This window comes from Stenotrophomonas sp. FR010 (genome assembly GCF_047520755.2).
Lineage (GTDB): Bacteria > Pseudomonadota > Gammaproteobacteria > Xanthomonadales > Xanthomonadaceae > Stenotrophomonas > Stenotrophomonas sepilia.
Genome location: NZ_JAXBQT020000024.1, coordinates 61,870 through 79,120, shown reverse-complemented (window position 1 = coordinate 79,120; position 17,251 = coordinate 61,870). Strand labels below are relative to the sequence as shown.

Genomic DNA, 17,251 nt, shown 5'->3' with positions numbered 1-17,251 from the left:
GCCGGCAACGCAAGGATTGCCAACGAAGGTTCATGAGGTTGCCGGCCAGCGGCCGGCACTACCAGGAGAATCAGTTCCCCGCCGCGCCCATCCCATCCACCGCCTGCCGGCCGAGCGCCGGGTCATCGGTGAAGAACGCATCGATGCCCGTCGCCAGGTAAGCCCGCATCTCGGCAATCGATCCCTCGGCATTGCGCGCGCTGTCGGCACCCTTGCGCAGGTTGCTGGGCTGGAAGTGGTTTTCCGGGCGGAAGGTGTACGGAATCACCATCAGGCCAGCGGCGTGCGCATCACGTACCAGCGAGGTCGGCGTGCCCAGCGCACCCTTGGCATCCAGTGGAATGATCGAACGCAGCTCGGGGCCGATACCATCGGCGTAGCCGGCAATGTCCTTCAGGCCGGCCGGGGTCATCATCTGCGCATAGGTCAGCGCGCCGCCGGCCTTGACGATGTCGGCCGGCTGGGTATCGCCCTTCCACAGCAGCTGCAGCAGCCGGATGTTGCTGCCCCGGCCGATCCTGCCGCGCAGGTAGCGCAGGTTGGCGGTCTCGAACGACTGGATCGTGACCGGCCCGACATTGGTGTACGCGTTGCCACGCAGTGCGGCCAGCAGCTTGTCTTCCATCGGCAGGCCGATGGACTGGAAGTAGGTCGGGTGCTTGATCTCCGGCACCAGGCCGATGCCGCGGTTGGCACGCCCGGCCTGCTGCACCAGGAAGGCCAGGATCTCGTCCAGGCTGGCGATGCGGAACTGGCCGTCGTAGGCAGTACTGCGCAGCTCCGGCAGGCGCTCACGCGCGTACAGGGTCTTCAGCTCGGCCAGGGTGAAGTCTTCGGTGAACCAGCCGTCGACCTTCTGACCGTCGATCACCTTGCTCGTGCGGCGGCTGGCGAACTCCGGATGCGAGGCGACGTCGGTGGTGCCGCCGATCTCGTTCTCGTGGCGGGCCACCATCACCCCGTCCCTGGTCATCACCAGGTCCGGTTCGATGTAGTCGGCGCCATCGGCGATCGCCTGCGCGTACGACGCCAGGGTGTGCTCGGGCAGCAGTGCGCTTGCGCCGCGATGACCATAGACCGACACCTTGGGTGCGGCCGGGGTGGAGGATTCAGCACTCATGGCCACCGATGGTGCCACGGCCAGCGACAACAGCAACGCACAACCCCACGACTTCACTGCGACTTCCCCAAGCGGTATGTGATGGCCGTCAGTATGCGGCGGCAATATGACAGGTGGGGGAAGCCTGCACCTGTAGAGCCGAGCCCATGCTCGGCTGACCGGTAGAACAGCCGAGCACGGGCTCGGCTCTACAGTTACTTGCCGATGCAGAAACTGGAGAAGATCCTTCCCAGCAGATCATCGGCACTCATCTGCCCGGTGATCTCACCCAGCGCATCATGCGCCAGCCGCAATTCCTCGGCGGCCAGCTCCAGGTGCTCGTGCGCCAGCTCGCCATCGGCGCGCTGCGCGTGTTCCTGCGCTCGCTCGATGGCATGCACATGGCGCGTGCGCGCGGAGAACTCGCCATCCACCTGCTCCCCTGCCCCGGCCGAGGCAATCGAACGCAGGCGCGCATGCAGGTCGTCCAGCCCGGCGCCGGTGGCGGCCGAAACGAACACGCGGTCCGGGTCGTCCAGCGCCGGCAGGACACCGAGCAGGTCCGACTTGTTGTGGATGTAGATCTTGTGCGGCACCGCTGCCACGGCATCACCCAGCGCCGCCTGCCCGGCCGCCGGATCGCGCGCATCCAGCACGATCAGCGCCAGGTCGGTGCGCTCGATTTCCACGTGGGCGCGGCGCATGCCTTCGCGTTCGATGGCGTCGCCGCCGTCGCGCAGGCCCGCGGTGTCGACCAAGGTCAGCTCCAGGCCATCCAGGCGGATGGTCTCGCGCAACGTGTCGCGGGTGGTGCCGGCGATGTCGGTAACGATGGCGCGTTCGCTGCCGGCCAGTGCGTTCAGCAGTGAGCTCTTGCCGGCATTCGGCGGACCGATCAGCACGGCATGCAGGCCATCGCGCAGGCGGCGGCCACGTTCGGCGTCGCGGCGCAGCAGGGCGAGATCACTGCGCGCCTGTTCCAGGCCACGCCGCACCTGCGCGCCACCGAGGGTATCCAGCGGTTCGTCGGCGAAGTCGATGGCTGCTTCCACGTGGATGCGCAGCAGCACCAACTGCTCGACCACGGCGTCGATGCGCCGCGAGAACACACCATCCAGCGAACGTCGCGCGGCGCGTGCGGCGCGGTTGTCGCCGGCCGCGATCAGGTCGGCGATGGCCTCGGCCTGGGCCAGGTCGAGCTTGCCGTTGAGGAACGCGCGTTCGCTGAACTCACCCGGCCGCGCCTGGCGCGCACCGAGCGCAATGCAGCGCGCGACCAGTTGCTGCAGCAGGACCGGGCTGCCGTGCCCCTGCAGTTCCACCACCTCTTCGCCTGTGAAGCTGTTCGGCGCCGGGAACCACAGCACGATGCCATCGTCGATGACCTCGCCATCAGCGTCGCGCAGGCGTGCGTAGTGCGCATGGCGGGGGCGCAATGCAGGCGCACCCAACGCGTTGGCGATGGCCGCTGCGCGCGGACCGGACAGGCGCAGCAGGCCGACACCGCCCGCGCCGGGGGCACTGGCGATGGCCACGATGGTATCGGTGCGGATTGCATCATTCATGGCTCAGAGTTTCTCCAGCTGCGCGCGTGCCTGCGCGGCACCACTGCCCTGCGGCTGCAGCGCCAGGTAGGTCGTGTAGGCCCGCTTCGCCTTGGCCTTGTCGCCGGCGTTGAAGTAGGCATCGCCCAGGTTGAGATAGGCCACCGCACGCGACGGATCGATCTTCAGCGTGTTCTCCAGCCAGCGCGCCGCTTCGACGTAGCGCTGCTGGCGGTAGTAGACGAAGCCGAGGTTGTTGGCGGCCTGGGCGAAGTCCGGACGCAGCTTCAGTGCCTCGGTGAACTGGGCTACCGCTTCGTCGTACTGCTTCTCGCGGTACAGCTGCAGGCCGCGGTCGTTGGCCTGCTGCGCGCGCTGGCGGTCGGACGCCGGGCCGGCGGAGGGCACTACCAGCTTGGCCTTGCCGCCCTGCAGGTCAGCCACCGTCACCGGTGCCTGGCTGCCCTTGGCCTCGCTGGCGGCATCCACCTTGTTGTTCAGCGCGATCGCATCGGCGGTCAGCTGGCGCGTATCGGCATTGAGGAATTCCTGGCTGTCCGGCACCTGGAACACGAACTCGCCGCCCTGCGAACCCGGCAGGCTGCCGAAGGCCGGGGTCTGGTGCGAAACGGCTGAGACGGCCGGCGCCACGTAGGCGGCCAGTTCGGTACCGGTGATCAGGCCATCGCCGTTGAGATCGCCCTTGCCAGCCAGCGCCTGCAGCAGCACCCAGGTGAACACCGAGTGGCCGTTCGGGCCGGCATCGGCCACCTGCTGGTCGGCACCACCGGCGGTCAGCATCTGCCGCGCGCTGCGACGCGCGTTCTCGCGCAGGAACGACGACGACGACGGGCCGCCACGGGTCAGGCCCAGGCCGCTGTAGCAGGCATCCATCACGAACATCACATGCTTGGCCTGCATGCTTTCTGCAATGTTCTGGATGTCGGTCATCGCAATCGCGTCGGTGGCGAATTCCTTCGGATCCGAATCGACCGGGATGATGTAGCCGAGGTCGCGCCCGGAGGCGAGCTGGCGGGTCGCGCCATGGCCAGCGAAGAATACGAACACGCGGTCGTTCTTCCCGGTGCGGTCATCGGCCAGGCGGTCGTGGAACGCGGCCAGGATGTTGTTGCGCGTGGCCTGCTCGTTCTTCAGCACGATCACCTGCGAGGACGGGAAGCCGAACTGCCCGGTGAGGGTATCGGCCACCGCCTGCGCGTCATGGCTGGCGTATTCCAGCTTCGGCCACTTGGCGTAGTTGTCGATGCCGACCACGATCGCCCACGACTTCTCGTAGCCTGTGGTGACGGTCGCGGCACCGGTATCGCCCTTTCGCGCACGGGCGACAGTGAAGTCGCGGCCGTTCCAGCCGGCGAACTGGTAGCCATCGGCGATCAGCCGGTCGAGGATCTGCGGCAGTGCCTTCACTGCACGATCGTGGATATCGTGGAACAGGATGATGCCGCGCTGTTCCTTGTTCACCTGGTCCAGCACGCGCTGCACGATCGACTCTGGCACCGGGTCGGCCCAGTCCATCGAGTCGATGTTCCACATGATCGACTTCAGTCCGGCCTCGTTGAGCAGCTGCAGGCCTTCGGCATTGCGCGCACCATACGGGAAGCGGAACAGCGGCGCGCGCTTGCTGTCGACATCCTTCAGCAGCGTGTCGGTGTCCAGCACCTGCTGGCGCAGGGCGTCGCCGGTGGTGCGCGACAGCTGGGCGTGGGTCAGGCTGTGGTTGCCCACCGCATAGCCTTCTTCCATCAGGTTGCGGCTGATCTTCGCCATCGGGCCGAGCCTGACCTTGCCATCGGCCTCGACCTTGCCCAGGTTGCGGCCCACCTCGAAGAACACGCCCGGCACGTCGTAGCGCTTGAGGATGGCCACCACTTCATCGGTGTAGGCCTTGTGCGGGCCATCGTCGAAGGTCAGCACCACCGTCTTGGCCGGCAGGTCGCGGCCGAAGATCTCACGGTCGCTGTCCTTCATCGACATCGGATACGGCTCGATCACCCCGTAGTCGCGCAGGATCGCTTCACGGCTGTAGTCCTTGTGCAGGTGGGCGATGTAGTCGTCCCACTTCTCGCGCTTCAGTTCGATGGCGCGGGTGCGCTCGAAGCGGCTGAAGATGCGGGTCAGTTCCTGGTTGTAGTTGCGCTCGATCTCATCGAGCGCTTCCAGATCCTCACCGATGCGCTGGTGCAGCTTCACCGCCGGCAGCGAGGAATCGGTGCCGACCCGCTCATGCAGGTCACGCAGCACTTCACGGAAGGCCAGGCGATCGGCGTCGAACAATTCGGGCGCAGACTCGATGTAGTCCAGCACCGTGCCGAGGGTGGCAAAGCGCTGCGGGCTGGAATCGCGCAGCAGGGTGTCGAACTGCGCGGCGATGGTCGTGCGCTGTTCCAGGCCATCATGGAACAGCTGCTGGCCCACACGCGTGGAGGTGCCGCGGTCGGCGGTCGACTGCTGCTCCTCGTCGGCCAGCAGCACGATGATCCGGCGGTAGCCATCGAGTTGCTTCTGCAGCGCGGCCAGCAACGGCGCGGCGGCAGGATCGGCGGCGGCCGCAGCCTGCGCGCTCGCCTGGGTGACGGTGGTCGCCGGCGCCTTCGCGTCCTTGTCGCCGCAGCCGGCAACAACCAGGGTCAACAACAGCGAGGGCAGGAACAGGCGGAACGACGACGCACGCGGCATGGCGGACTCGAAGGTGGGAGGAACGGTGTGCCGGCGATTCTACCGCCGCATGCGAAAAGCCCGCCTTGCGGCGGGCTTTTGCTGGGGTCAGCCGGCCAGCGGCCGGCTCTACCGATTACTTCTTTTTGACCGGGGCCGGAGCGGTGGTGGCCGGGACCGGCTCGCCGCCATGGCGCTTGGTCATCCACCACTGCTGCAGCAGGCCCAGGCCGCCGTTGACCACCCAGTACAGGACCAGACCGGACGGCATGAAGGCCATCATGACGCCGAACACCAGCGGCATGAACTGCATCATCTTCTGCTGCATCGGGTCCATGCCCGGTGCCGGGGTCAGCTTCTGGGTGAACCACATCACCGCCACGTTGATCACCGGCAGGATGAAGTACGGGTCGCGTGCAGTGAGGTCCTGGATCCAGCCGAACCAGGGCGCCTGGCGCAGTTCGACCGATTCCACCAGCACCCAGTACAGAGCGAAGAAGATCGGCATCTGGATGAGGATCGGCAGGCAGCCGCCCATCGGATTGATCTTTTCCTTCTTGTAAAGCTCCATCATCGCGGTCTGGAACTTCTGGCGGTCATCGCCATAGCGTTCCTTCAGCTGCGCGATGCGCGGCTGGAAGCGACGCATCTTGGCACCGCTCTTGTACTGGGTCGCCGACAGCGGGTACAGCACCAGCTTCAGCAGCACCACCAGGCCGACGATCGCCCAGCCCCAGTTGCCGACCAGCTTGTGCACCTGGTTCAGCACCCAGAACAGGCCCTGGCCGATCACCGCCATCATCGAGAAGCGGCTGTAGTCGACCACGCGGTCCAGGCCCGGCACGTCTTCCTTGGCAATCAGGTTGACCAACTTCGGGCCGACCCACAGGCGGGCTTCGGTGCTGGTGGACTGGCCCGGGGCCACGGTGAAGGCCGGGCCACGCGCTTCGATCAGGTCACGACCGGCCACCTGCGACAGTACGTAGTGTGCGGTCTGGTCCTTCTGCGGGATCCAGGCGGTGAAGAAGTGGTGCTGCAGCATCGCCAGCCAGCCGCCGGTGATGTTCTGGTTGAGCGTGCCGTCTTCCAGGTAGTCCTTGAACGCACGACGCTGGTACTTCTTGTCGTTGTCGTACCAGGTGGCACCGTTGAAGCTGAAGGAGTCCGGGTTGGTCATGCTCCGCGACAGGATGGTCGGGGTGCGGTCCAGGGTGCGGTAGACGTAGCCGTTCCACGGCGCGGCGCCGGCATTGCTGACTTCGTCCTTGAAGCGCACGGCATACTCGTTGCGCGAGACGGTCAGGGTGCGCTTGATGGTCACGCCGTTGTCGGCGGTCCACACGAACGGGATCTGCAGCTCGTTCTGGCCCTTGGCCAGCACGAAGTCCTTGGTGTCACCGACCAGCTTGAAGCCGTCGGCGCCGGGAACCGGGGTGTTCTTGTCTTCGCTGGCCCAGCCACTGATCGCGCTGTACGGATGCGCGGGGTCTTCGGTCAGCAGGCGAACCGGCGGGCTGCCTTCGTCCTTGGTCTGCGGGAACTGCAGCAGCTCGGCGTCGAGCACGCGGCCACCATCAAGCACCAGGCGCAGCACGTCGGTGGTGACGGTCACGCGCTGGCTGGCCGGGGTGGCACTGGCCTGCGCCTGCACAGCGGCCTGGCCCGGGGCGCCCGGGACCTGTGCACTGGGAATGCTGCCCGAGGCAGCGCCCGGAACACTCTGTGCGGCAGCCGGGGCCGACGTGGTCGTCGGTGGCGGGGTCGGAGCAGCCTTTTCACGGCTCCATTCCATCCACAGCAGCACGGCCACCATCAGCCAGGCAAAAATGAGGAATACGCGGGTCTGGTTCATCAGCGGACAGGCTCGGCGGGGCCGGGACGCGATGCCGGCTCGGTCAAAGAAGGAGTTGCGATGCCATCAGGCGGCGGCATTGTGCCGTCCACGCCCGGCGCGGGCAATGCACGCAGGCGACGCAGCAGGCGCAGGAAGGCCTGGCGGATCTCGTCGTTGCTGGCGGAACGCGCAGCACTACGGGCCACGACGACGAAGTCGCCTGGCTGGATATCGGTACGTGTCTGACGCAGGATGTCGCGCAGGACGCGCTTGATCCGGTTACGCCCAACGGCGTTCGGATCGACCTTGCGGGAAACCGCCAGACCCAGCCTGGCCGGCCGGTCAGCCGGCAGCCAGTGCAGGGTCATCAGCGGATCGGACACACGGCGGGCGCCGTTGAAGACCGTTGAGTATTCGGCACGCGTGCGAACCCGCGCAGAGCGAGGGAATCGCTTGCGCGGGTCTGCAGTATTCACTGTCGAAGGGATTGCGTCTGCCGCAGGGTGCGGCATGGCAATCAGGCGCTCAGGACTTTGCGGCCCTTGGCGCGGCGACGCGACAGGATCTTGCGGCCGTCAGCGGTCTTCATACGGGCACGGAAGCCGTGGTCGCGCTTACGCTTGAGGTTGCTGGGCTGGTAGGTGCGCTTCGTGGCCATTGGGGGCCTCTCGTATGAATGGGACGGAAAGAACCGGAAATTCTAGAGAGGTCTCCCCCCTCACGTCAACCCCTGGGGACTACGCGAATTCACCGGGCTGTGCAATAGCTGTGGATGTTTTTGTGAATAAGTAGGGGACAAGCATTCCGAAGGCGGGCGCTCGGTGGTAGTCTGAGCCATCCATTTCCCCCCTTTCCGGCCTGTGTTTGGGCGCCTTGTCGCGTCCATGCCCCGGCCACCGGACGATTATTGCTGATGGATGCTTGGTCCCGTAGTCTCGAGCGCCTCGAAGCGGAGTTCCCGCCGGAAGACGTTCATACCTGGTTGAAGCCGCTGCAGGCCGATCTGCGCGTGGACAGCCTGGTGCTGTATGCACCGAATGCCTTCATCGTCGACCAGGTCCGCGAGCTGTACCTGGCCCGGATCCGCGAACTGCTGGCTCACTTCGCCGGTTTCAGCGACGTTTTTCTTGAAATCGGCTCGCGCCCGCGCCCCGTGGAGGCGCAGAACGCGCCGGTTTCCACGTCGTCGGCGCCTGTGTCCAGCGAACCGCAGGTGCCGTTTGCCGGCAATCTGGACAATCACTACACCTTCGCCAACTTCGTCGAAGGGCGCAGCAACCAGCTGGGCCTGGCCGCTGCCTTCCAGGCAGCGCAGAAGCCGGGCGACCGGGCCCACAACCCGCTGCTGCTGTACGGAGGCACCGGCCTGGGCAAGACCCACCTGATGTTCGCCGCCGGCAACGCGATGCGCCAGGCCAATCCAGTCGCGAAGGTGCTGTACCTGCGTTCGGAACAGTTCTTCAGCGCCATGATCCGGGCCCTGCAGGAAAAAACCATGGATCAGTTCAAGCGCCAGTTCCAGCAGGTGGACGCGCTGTTGATCGATGACATCCAGTTCTTCGCCGGCAAGGACCGCACGCAGGAAGAGTTCTTCCACACCTTCAACGCGTTGTTCGATGGCAAGCAGCAGATCATCCTGACCTGTGACCGCTATCCGCGCGAGGTCGAAGGCCTGGAAGCGCGCCTGAAGTCGCGGCTTGCCTGGGGCCTGTCGGTCGCGATCGAACCGCCGGACTTCGAGACCCGCGCCGCGATCGTGCTGGCCAAGGCGCGCGAACGCGGTGCCGAGATTCCCGATGATGTTGCGTTCCTGATCGCCAAGAAGATGCGCTCCAACGTGCGCGACCTCGAGGGCGCGCTCAATACCCTGACCGCCCGCGCCAACTTCACCGGCCGCGCGATCACCACCGAATTCGCTCAGGAAACCCTGCGCGACCTGCTGCGCGCCCAGCAGCAGGCGATCAGCATTCCCAACATCCAGAAAACCGTTGCCGACTACTACGGCCTGCAGATCAAGGATCTGCTGTCGAAGCGTCGGACCCGCTCGCTCGCTCGCCCCCGCCAGGTCGCCATGGCCCTGACCAAGGAACTGACCGAGCACAGCCTGCCCGAGATCGGCGACGCCTTTGCCGGTCGCGATCACACCACGGTGCTGCATGCCTGCCGCCAGATCCGGACCCTGATGGAAACCGACGGCAAGCTCCGCGAAGACTGGGACAAGCTGATCCGGAAGCTGAGCGAATGATGCACGGATGCCGATGAGGCGTCATCGCACAAAACGGTGCAGAATCCGGTAGCAAGCGCGGGACACGTTGTGGATAAAAATGGCGTCTGAAATCCCGTCGAATTTATCCACAGCTTTCCCCACCCCTTGGGGGTCGGTAATACAGAGGGTTTCGATGCCTGAAACTCCTTTATTTACAAAGACTTAGCATTGTTTTCCAGCGATTCTGTCTCTACCAGCACCACCAAGCTTTTGATTTATTCCACATTTTTTAAAGCATAGGGGCACGGAACCACATGCGTTTCACACTGCAGCGCGAAGCCTTTCTCAAGCCGTTGGCACAGGTCGTCAACGTGGTCGAACGCCGCCAGACCCTTCCGGTTCTGGCCAATTTCCTGGTCCAGGTGCAGAACGGCCAGCTGTCGCTGACCGGTACCGACCTGGAAGTGGAGATGGTGTCGCGGATCGCGGTTGAAGACGCCCAGGACGGCGAAACCACCATTCCCGCCCGCAAGCTGTTCGAGATCATCCGCGCCCTGCCCGACGGCAGCCGGATTACCGTCTCGCAGACCGGTGACAAGATCACCGTGCAGGCCGGTCGCAGCCGCTTCACCCTGGCCACCCTGCCCTCCAATGACTTCCCGTCGGTGGACGAAGTGGAAGCCACTGAGCGCGTGGCCATCGGTGAAGCGACCCTGAAGGAGCTCATCGAGCGCACCGCGTTCGCGATGGCGCAGCAGGACGTGCGCTATTACCTCAATGGCCTGCTGTTCGATCTGCGCGGTGACGCCCTGCGTACCGTTGCCACCGACGGCCACCGTCTGGCGCTGTGTGAAACCGACCTGGCCAAGCCGAGCGGCTCCAAGCGCCAGATCATCGTGCCGCGCAAGGGCGTGACCGAACTGCAGCGTCTGCTGGAAAGCGGTGATCGCGAGATCGAGCTGGAAGTCGGCCGCAGCCACGTCCGCGTCAAGCGCGACGATGTCACCTTCACCTCCAAGCTGATCGACGGCCGCTTCCCGGATTACGAAGCGGTGATTCCGATCGGTGCCGACCGTGAAGTGAAGGTTGATCGTGAAGCGCTGCGCGCCTCGCTGCAGCGCGCTGCGATCCTGTCCAACGAGAAGTACCGCGGCATCCGCGTGGAAGTGTCGCCGGGCAACCTGAAGATCAGCGCGCACAACCCGGAGCAGGAGGAAGCCCAGGAAGAGATCGAAGCCGATACCACGGTCAGCGATCTGGCCATCGGCTTCAACGTGAACTACCTGCTGGATGCCCTCTCCGCCCTGCGCGATGAGGAAGTCATCATCCAGCTGCGCGACTCCAACTCCTCGGCGCTGGTGCGTGAGTCCAGCAGCGAGAAGTCGCGTCACGTGGTGATGCCGCTGCGTCTCTGACAGCAGCGCTGTTCCACGTGGAACCGAACGACGCCCGGGATTTTCCCGGGCGTTTTTTTTACGTTCCACGTGGATCATCGGGCTGAACCCTTTCCAGCACGGATTTCGAACGGACAGCATCTTCCTTGATGGACCCGGTTGCGTGCGCTTTGCTTCCCAGGCCGAACTGGCGACGGGACTTTGAGTCGATGCCAGGGACTGCCTCCGAATCATGTTTGATCGGGGCCGATACCTGGGGTCTCAACGCAGTTGCTATGGACCTGTCTGGTCGGATGCCGAAGCGCATCCACGCTGCGGCGACCGTGCTCGCTGTTCCTGAAATCCTCTCTGTCCACAGGACCCATTCGGGACAGATCGGGCCAAGCCTAGCTTCTAAATCTGGGTATAAATCTAAAGCATGGTGGTGATGGTAGAGCCAGATTTCGTGGAAAAATGTGTTATCTGCATGATTTAAAAGGAATTTATGAGGGTGAAACCCCCTGTATAGAGGCGCCTCAGGCTGGGGGGGAACCTGTGGATAGTTTCCAGACCCAGGCAGAAGGGCTTTTTTATCCACAAATTGCCCATACCTTGTGTATAAGTCATACAGTCCCGCTGTGGACAGCGTGAAACGAATGGTCCGGATTCTTTGAAATCTGTGGAACCTCCCAGGGCATCGGATCTCAGATTTGGAGGAATCCGGTCGCCCGCCCGCTCACCCGGCCGGGCAAGCGCTCATCAAACACCTGCGGCAGTGGTCCTGAAATCGTTGAAATCTGGCGGGCCACGCCCCGCAACCCTGTGCAGAATTGAAGGAATTTCAGCTGCGTCCGGAGCTGGAAACGGGCATGCCGGTGAACCGGTGCCACGTGGAACCCGCGATCAGTTGGTGCGCGGGAGCTTCTGCTCCGCATCGATGCGGGTGCAGCGCGTCCGGCTTGACCGATGCAGTAAGCTGATGGATTCCCTTCCCCTCTACCGCCTCGAGCGGATGGTCGTTCGCGCCCCATGCTTATCCGCCGCCTCGCCTTGCACCAACTGCGTCGCTTCAGTGCGGTGGATCTCTTGCCCCAGCCGGGGCTGAACCTGCTCACTGGCGACAACGGTGCCGGCAAGACCAGCGTGCTGGAGGCCCTGCATCTGATGGCCTATGGCCGGAGCTTCCGCGGCAGGGTTCGCGATGGACTGGTGCGCCAGGGCCAGGAGGCGCTGGAGATCTTCGTGGAATGGGACGAACAGCGTGCCGACCACGCGCCGCATCGCCGAAAGGCCGGCCTGCGCCACAGTGGGCAGGACTGGAAGGGACGATTGGACGGTGAAGATGTGGCTCAGCTCGGCAACCTCTGCGCAGCGCTGGCGGTAGTGACGTTCGAGCCCGGCAGCCATGCGCTGGTCAGCGGCGGTGGCGAGCCCCGCCGTCGCTTCCTGGATTGGGGTTTGTTCCACGTGGAACCTGATTTCCTGTCCTTGTGGCGCCGCTATTCAAGGGCGCTGAAGCAGCGCAATGCTCTGCTCAAGCAGGGCGGCCCGTCGCGGATGCTGGACACCTGGGATCACGAGTTGGCTGAGGCCGGAGAGCCCCTTACCAGCCGGCGTCAGCACTACCTGGAGCGGCTGCAGCAGCGTGCCGTGGCGCTGGCTGCCAGTTTGGCGCCGCAACTCGGCATCCAGGCCCTGGAACTCAGTCCGGGCTGGCGTCGGCATGAGCTTCCCCTGGCAGATGCTCTGCTTCTGGCCCGGGATCGTGACCGCCAGGCCGGGTACACCTCGGTTGGGCCGCACCGGGCGGACTGGAGCGTGGATTTCCACAGCATTCCTGGTCGCGATGCATTGTCACGCGGTCAGGCCAAGCTGACCGCATTGGCGTGCCTGCTGGCGCAGGCCGAGGACTATGCAGAACAGCGCGGCGAATGGCCGGTGATCGCACTGGACGATCTGGCCTCCGAACTGGATCGGACCCACCAGGCGCGGGTATTGGAGCGCCTGCTCACCGGCCCGGCGCAGATCTTCGTCACCGCTACTGAGCCTCCGGCGGCCCTGCAGGAATTGACCCAGATCGCCCGGTTCCACGTGGAACATGCACAGATCGTGGCTGTGCCATAGTGGGCACATCAGGGCCACTCGACCCCGGCTGGTATAATTCGGGTTGGAATCCTTTCATTCTCGGCACATCGCCCCAAGCGGTGCCCGACCTGCGGAGCCTACGGCAAGCGCAATGAGCGACGAACAGAACACCCCGGCAAACAACGGCAATTACGACGCCAACAGCATTACCGCCCTGGAAGGCCTGGAGGCTGTCCGCAAGCGACCCGGCATGTACATCGGTGACGTGCATGACGGCACCGGTCTGCACCACATGGTGTTCGAGGTTGTCGACAACTCGATTGACGAAGCGCTGGCCGGCCACGCCGACCATGTCGCGGTGACGATCCACGCTGACGGCTCGGTCTCGGTGTCCGACAACGGCCGCGGCATTCCGACCGGCAAGCACGAGCAGATGAGCGCCAAGCTCGGTCGCGAGGTCTCCGCCGCCGAGGTGGTGATGACCGTCCTGCACGCAGGCGGCAAGTTCGACGACAACAGCTACAAGGTTTCCGGCGGCCTGCACGGCGTCGGCGTCAGCGTGGTCAACGCGCTGTCGCAGAAGCTGCTGGTGGACGTGTTCCAGAACGGCTCCCACTACCAGCAGGAATTCAGCAACGGCGCGGCCGTGACCCCGCTCGCCAAGCTGGAAGCCACCACCAAGCGTGGCACCACCGTGCGCTTCTGGCCGTCCACCGTCGCCTTCCACGACAACGTGGAATTCCACTACGACATCCTGGCCCGCCGTCTGCGCGAGTTGTCGTTCCTGAACTCCGGCGTCAAGATCGTTCTTGCCGACGAGCGCGGCGACGGCCGTCGCGATGACTTCCACTACGAAGGCGGCATCCGCAGCTTCGTGGAGCATCTGGCCCAGCTGAAGACCCCGCTGCACCCGAATGTCATCTCCGTCACCGGCGAGCACAACGGCATCGTCGTGGAGGTGGCGCTGCAGTGGACCGACTCCTACCAGGAGACGATGTACTGCTTCACCAACAACATCCCGCAGAAGGACGGCGGTACTCACCTCGCCGGTTTCCGCGGTGCGTTGACCCGCGTGCTCAGTAACTACATCGAGCAGAACGGCATCGCCAAGCAGGCCAAGATCAACCTGACCGGCGACGACATGCGCGAAGGCATGATCGCGGTGCTGTCGGTGAAGGTGCCGGACCCGAGCTTCTCCAGCCAGACCAAGGAGAAGCTGGTCAGCTCCGACGTGCGTCCGGCGGTGGAAAACGCCTTCGGTGCGCGCCTGGAAGAGTTCCTGCAGGAAAACCCGAACGAAGCCAAGGCGATCGCCGGCAAGATCGTCGATGCCGCGCGTGCGCGTGAAGCTGCGCGCAAGGCCCGCGACCTGACCCGCCGCAAGGGCGCGCTGGACATCGCCGGCCTGCCGGGCAAGCTGGCCGACTGCCAGGAAAAGGACCCGGCGCTGTCCGAACTGTTCATCGTCGAGGGTGACTCGGCAGGTGGCTCGGCCAAGCAGGGCCGCAACCGCAAGAACCAGGCGGTGCTGCCGCTGCGCGGCAAGATTCTCAACGTGGAACGCGCGCGCTTCGACCGCATGCTGTCCTCCGACCAGGTCGGTACGCTGATCACCGCACTGGGTACCGGCATCGGCCGCGACGAGTACAACCCGGACAAGCTGCGCTACCACAAGATCATCATCATGACCGACGCCGACGTCGACGGCGCCCACATCCGCACCCTGCTGCTGACGTTCTTCTACCGTCAGATGCCGGAGCTGATCGAGCGCGGTTACGTCTACATCGGCCTGCCGCCGCTGTACAAGATCAAGCAGGGCAAGCAGGAGCTGTACTTGAAGGATGACCCGGCGCTGGACAGCTACCTGGCCAGCAGCGCAGTGGAAAACGCTTCACTGGTGCCGGCCACCGGCGAGCCCGGCATCGAAGGCCTGGCGCTGGAGAAGCTGCTGCTGGCCTACGCCGCCGCGCTCGATTCCATCGAACGCAACGCGCACCGTTATGACCGCAACCTGCTCGAAGCGCTGGTCGATTTCGTGCCGATGGACATGGACAGCCTGCGCAATGCGGGCGAAGGCGAAGGCCTGGATGCGCTGGCCAAGCGCCTCAACCAGGGCAGCCTGGGCAGCCCGCGTTTCAGCCTGGAACTGCAGGAAGCCAACGACGAGCGCCCGGCCGCCGTGCTGGTGACCCGTCGCCACATGGGCGAGGAGCACATCCAGGTGCTGCCGATGTCGGCGTTCGAGAGTGGCGAACTGCGTGCGATCCACCAGGCCTCCAAGCTGCTGCACGGCCTGGTGCGCGAAGGTGCAACGATTTCCCGCGGCGCCAAGTCGATCGAAGTCGACAGCTTCGCGAAGGCGCAGAACTGGCTGCTCGAGGAGGCCAAGCGCGGCCGCCAGATCCAGCGATTCAAGGGTCTGGGTGAAATGAATCCGGAGCAGTTGTGGGATACCACGGTGAACCCGGAGACCCGTCGCCTGCTGCAGGTGCGCATCGAGGATGCGGTCGCTGCCGACCAGATCTTCAGCACCCTGATGGGCGATGTCGTCGAGCCGCGTCGCGACTTCATCGAAGACAATGCGCTGAAGGTCGCCAACCTGGATATCTGACACAATCGGGACCTGGCCGGTGCGCGGGGAGCTGCACCGGCCTTCGTCCCTTGAACACAGGTACCTGATGTCCGCATCCACCCCGGTCTCCGCCGCCCCGCCTCCGGTTCCGCCGGTGTCTGCCCCACCGCGCGCCGTGGCACCGTTGGCAGGCTTCTTCATCGACCTGGGCATCGCCGCCGTTACCCTGGTCGGCCTGAGCATGGTCACCGGCCTGTTCTGGGGCTTCTACCGTGCAATCGTGGTCAGCCGCGCCAACGCCGAGGCCAATGGCGGTGGACTGACACCTGACGCCGTCGGCGCGGCAGTGGGCCAGCCCGGTGCCCTGGCGCAGATCCTGATGGCCCTGATCGCCACCGGTGGCGCCGCGCTGCTGCTGTACTTCTGGCGACGCCCGGCAAACGCCGGCGAACGCATGGCGTCGCGACAGGCGTTGCTGCGGCCGTCCACCTGGGGCTGGACCCTGCTGGTGGCCACGCTGATCGTGCTCGGCAGCAACGGCATCGCCTTCCTTTCCAAGCAGTTCGGCATCGAGCCGGTGCCCACCAACGTGGAACTGATGCAGAGCGCAATCGCTCGCTTCCCGCTGTTCCTGGTGCTGTTTGCGGTCGTCCTCGCCCCCGCCTACGAAGAGCTGCTGTTCCGCCGCGTCCTGTTCGGGCGCCTGTGGCAGGCCGGCCGCCCCTGGCTGGGCCTGATCCTCAGCAGCCTGGCGTTCGCCCTGGTCCATGAAGTGCCCGGTGTCAGCAAGAACTCGCTGCTGGGCATGGCGCAGCTGTGGCTGGTGTACGGTGGCATGGGCGCCGCCTTCTGCTGGCTGTACCGCCGCACCGGCACTCTGTGGGCGGCGATTGCCGCGCATGCGCTGAACAACGCGGTCGCGCTCGCCGCAATGGTGTTCCTGGGGTCAACGTAACGCCGTGCCCGCTTGACGAAAGATTAAGCAGGTACGCTACACACTGCGCACATGAACACGGGGGCGGACCCATGAAACAACTGCTGCTGGCTCTAGTCATCACCACCGTGGTCAGTGCCTGTGCGACCACCACCTCGCCAACCGGACGACGGCAGATGGTGGGCGGCGTGTCGCAGGCACAGCTTGACCAGCTCGGTGCGCAGGCGTTTGCCGAGACCAAGCAGAAAGAGAAGATCAGCACCGATGGCCGCCAGAACGGCTACGTGCAGTGCGTGGTCAACGCGCTGGTGGCGCAGTTGCCACCCCAGTACCGTGGGGTACGGTGGGAGACTGCCGTATTCGTCGACAAGGAACCCAACGCATTTGCCCTGCCCGGCGGCAAAGTGGGCGTGAACACCGGCATCTTCACCGTTGCCAGGAACCAGGACCAGTTGGCTGCCGTGATCGGTCATGAGATCGGCCACGTGATCGCCCGTCACCACGAGGAACGCATTACCCGGCAGATGGGCGCGCAGACCGGCCTGGCCGTGCTGGGCGCGCTGGCCGGTGCCGCCTATGGCGATGGTGCCGCCAGTACGGTCAACCAGTTGGGCGGCATGGGTGCGCAGGCGGCCTTTCTGCTGCCAGGCTCGCGGACCCAGGAAAGCGAGGCCGATGTCATCGGCCAGCGGCTGATGGCCCAGGCCGGTTTCAACCCGGCGCAGGCGGTCGATCTGTGGCAGAACATGATGGCCGCCAGTGGTGGTCGCAGCCCGCAATGGCTGTCCACCCACCCCGATCCGGCCAACCGGATCCAGGAGCTGCGACGTGACGCACCGGGCCTGGCGCCGGTCTATCAGCAGGCGCAGGCGGCCGGGCTGCGGCCAAAGTGCGGATGAGTGCGCAGTTCTATGCTGTATTGCAGCAC

General features: G+C 65.0%; 12 protein-coding genes. 6 read left to right on the top strand and 6 right to left on the bottom strand.

Annotated elements, in window-relative coordinates; all coding sequences use genetic code 11:
- Window positions 1-70: 70 nt before the first annotated feature.
- The 6 genes from ACM0PK_RS18350 to rpmH form a co-directional block, all read right to left on the bottom strand.
- Window positions 71-1,177, bottom strand: a complete 1,107-nt coding sequence (locus ACM0PK_RS18350) for a glycerophosphodiester phosphodiesterase (RefSeq protein ID WP_134971192.1) — start codon at window positions 1,175-1,177, stop codon at window positions 71-73.
- 137 nt (window positions 1,178-1,314) lie between these two features.
- Window positions 1,315-2,664, bottom strand: a complete 1,350-nt coding sequence (gene mnmE / locus ACM0PK_RS18345) for a tRNA uridine-5-carboxymethylaminomethyl(34) synthesis GTPase MnmE (protein ID WP_134971194.1) — start codon at window positions 2,662-2,664, stop codon at window positions 1,315-1,317.
- 3 nt (window positions 2,665-2,667) lie between these two features.
- Window positions 2,668-5,340, bottom strand: coding sequence for a polysaccharide deacetylase family protein (locus ACM0PK_RS18340; protein ID WP_414606780.1), 2,673 nt, complete (start codon window positions 5,338-5,340; stop codon window positions 2,668-2,670).
- Window positions 5,341-5,455: 115 nt separating this feature from the next.
- A complete protein-coding gene (gene yidC, locus ACM0PK_RS18335; RefSeq protein WP_072168769.1) occupies window positions 5,456-7,171 on the bottom strand; it encodes a membrane protein insertase YidC in 1,716 nt (571 codons plus the stop codon).
- The gene (rnpA, locus tag ACM0PK_RS18330; protein ID WP_072168770.1) at window positions 7,171-7,665 is read right to left on the bottom strand and encodes a ribonuclease P protein component; all 495 of its coding nucleotides are present in this window, start codon (window positions 7,663-7,665) and stop codon (window positions 7,171-7,173) included. Before rnpA ends, yidC begins: the two co-directional genes overlap by 1 nt.
- Before the next feature lie 5 nt (window positions 7,666-7,670).
- Window positions 7,671-7,811: a 50S ribosomal protein L34 gene (gene rpmH / locus ACM0PK_RS18325; protein ID WP_005411729.1), complete on the bottom strand. Its 141-nt coding sequence runs from the start codon at window positions 7,809-7,811 to the stop codon at window positions 7,671-7,673.
- A 255-nt stretch (window positions 7,812-8,066) separates the two neighbouring features.
- Here rpmH and dnaA point away from each other — a divergent pair, with 255 nt between their 5' ends.
- The 6 genes from dnaA (at window position 8,067) to ACM0PK_RS18295 (ending at window position 17,222) form a co-directional block, all read left to right on the top strand.
- Complete coding sequence (dnaA, locus tag ACM0PK_RS18320) at window positions 8,067-9,398, top strand: chromosomal replication initiator protein DnaA (protein ID WP_061480432.1); 1,332 nt, start codon at window positions 8,067-8,069, stop codon at window positions 9,396-9,398.
- A 275-nt stretch (window positions 9,399-9,673) separates the two neighbouring features.
- Window positions 9,674-10,774: a DNA polymerase III subunit beta gene (dnaN, locus tag ACM0PK_RS18315; RefSeq protein ID WP_005411731.1), complete on the top strand. Its 1,101-nt coding sequence runs from the start codon at window positions 9,674-9,676 to the stop codon at window positions 10,772-10,774.
- 987 nt (window positions 10,775-11,761) lie between these two features.
- The gene (recF, locus tag ACM0PK_RS18310) at window positions 11,762-12,856 is read left to right on the top strand and encodes a DNA replication/repair protein RecF (protein WP_005421208.1); all 1,095 of its coding nucleotides are present in this window, start codon (window positions 11,762-11,764) and stop codon (window positions 12,854-12,856) included.
- Window positions 12,857-12,968: 112 nt separating this feature from the next.
- Window positions 12,969-15,428 carry a DNA topoisomerase (ATP-hydrolyzing) subunit B gene (gene gyrB / locus ACM0PK_RS18305; RefSeq protein WP_134971198.1) on the top strand — a complete coding sequence of 820 codons (2,460 nt, stop codon included), beginning with the start codon at window positions 12,969-12,971 and terminating at the stop codon, window positions 15,426-15,428.
- Window positions 15,429-15,495: 67 nt separating this feature from the next.
- Entirely contained in the window at window positions 15,496-16,344 is an 849-nt protein-coding gene (locus tag ACM0PK_RS18300; RefSeq protein ID WP_049417132.1) for a CPBP family intramembrane glutamic endopeptidase, read from the top strand.
- A 71-nt stretch (window positions 16,345-16,415) separates the two neighbouring features.
- Window positions 16,416-17,222 carry a M48 family metallopeptidase gene (locus ACM0PK_RS18295; RefSeq protein WP_061480435.1) on the top strand — a complete coding sequence of 269 codons (807 nt, stop codon included), beginning with the start codon at window positions 16,416-16,418 and terminating at the stop codon, window positions 17,220-17,222.
- Window positions 17,223-17,251: the final 29 nt, after the last annotated feature.

Bases quoted from the DNA above. Each gene is read 5' to 3' on its own strand.
- mnmE (WP_134971194.1), bottom strand. From the start codon at position 2,664: ATGAATGATGCAATCCGCACCGATACCATCGTGGCCATCGCCAGTGCC.
- ACM0PK_RS18340 (WP_414606780.1), bottom strand. From the start codon at position 5,340: ATGCCGCGTGCGTCGTCGTTCCGCCTGTTCCTGCCCTCGCTGTTGTTG.
- yidC (WP_072168769.1), bottom strand. From the start codon at position 7,171: ATGAACCAGACCCGCGTATTCCTCATTTTTGCCTGGCTGATGGTGGCC.
- rnpA (WP_072168770.1), bottom strand. From the start codon at position 7,665: ATGCCGCACCCTGCGGCAGACGCAATCCCTTCGACAGTGAATACTGCA.
- rpmH (WP_005411729.1), bottom strand. From the start codon at position 7,811: ATGGCCACGAAGCGCACCTACCAGCCCAGCAACCTCAAGCGTAAGCGC.
- dnaA (WP_061480432.1), top strand. From the start codon at position 8,067: ATGGATGCTTGGTCCCGTAGTCTCGAGCGCCTCGAAGCGGAGTTCCCG.
- dnaN (WP_005411731.1), top strand. From the start codon at position 9,674: ATGCGTTTCACACTGCAGCGCGAAGCCTTTCTCAAGCCGTTGGCACAG.
- recF (WP_005421208.1), top strand. From the start codon at position 11,762: ATGCTTATCCGCCGCCTCGCCTTGCACCAACTGCGTCGCTTCAGTGCG.
- gyrB (WP_134971198.1), top strand. From the start codon at position 12,969: ATGAGCGACGAACAGAACACCCCGGCAAACAACGGCAATTACGACGCC.
- ACM0PK_RS18300 (WP_049417132.1), top strand. From the start codon at position 15,496: ATGTCCGCATCCACCCCGGTCTCCGCCGCCCCGCCTCCGGTTCCGCCG.
- ACM0PK_RS18295 (WP_061480435.1), top strand. From the start codon at position 16,416: ATGAAACAACTGCTGCTGGCTCTAGTCATCACCACCGTGGTCAGTGCC.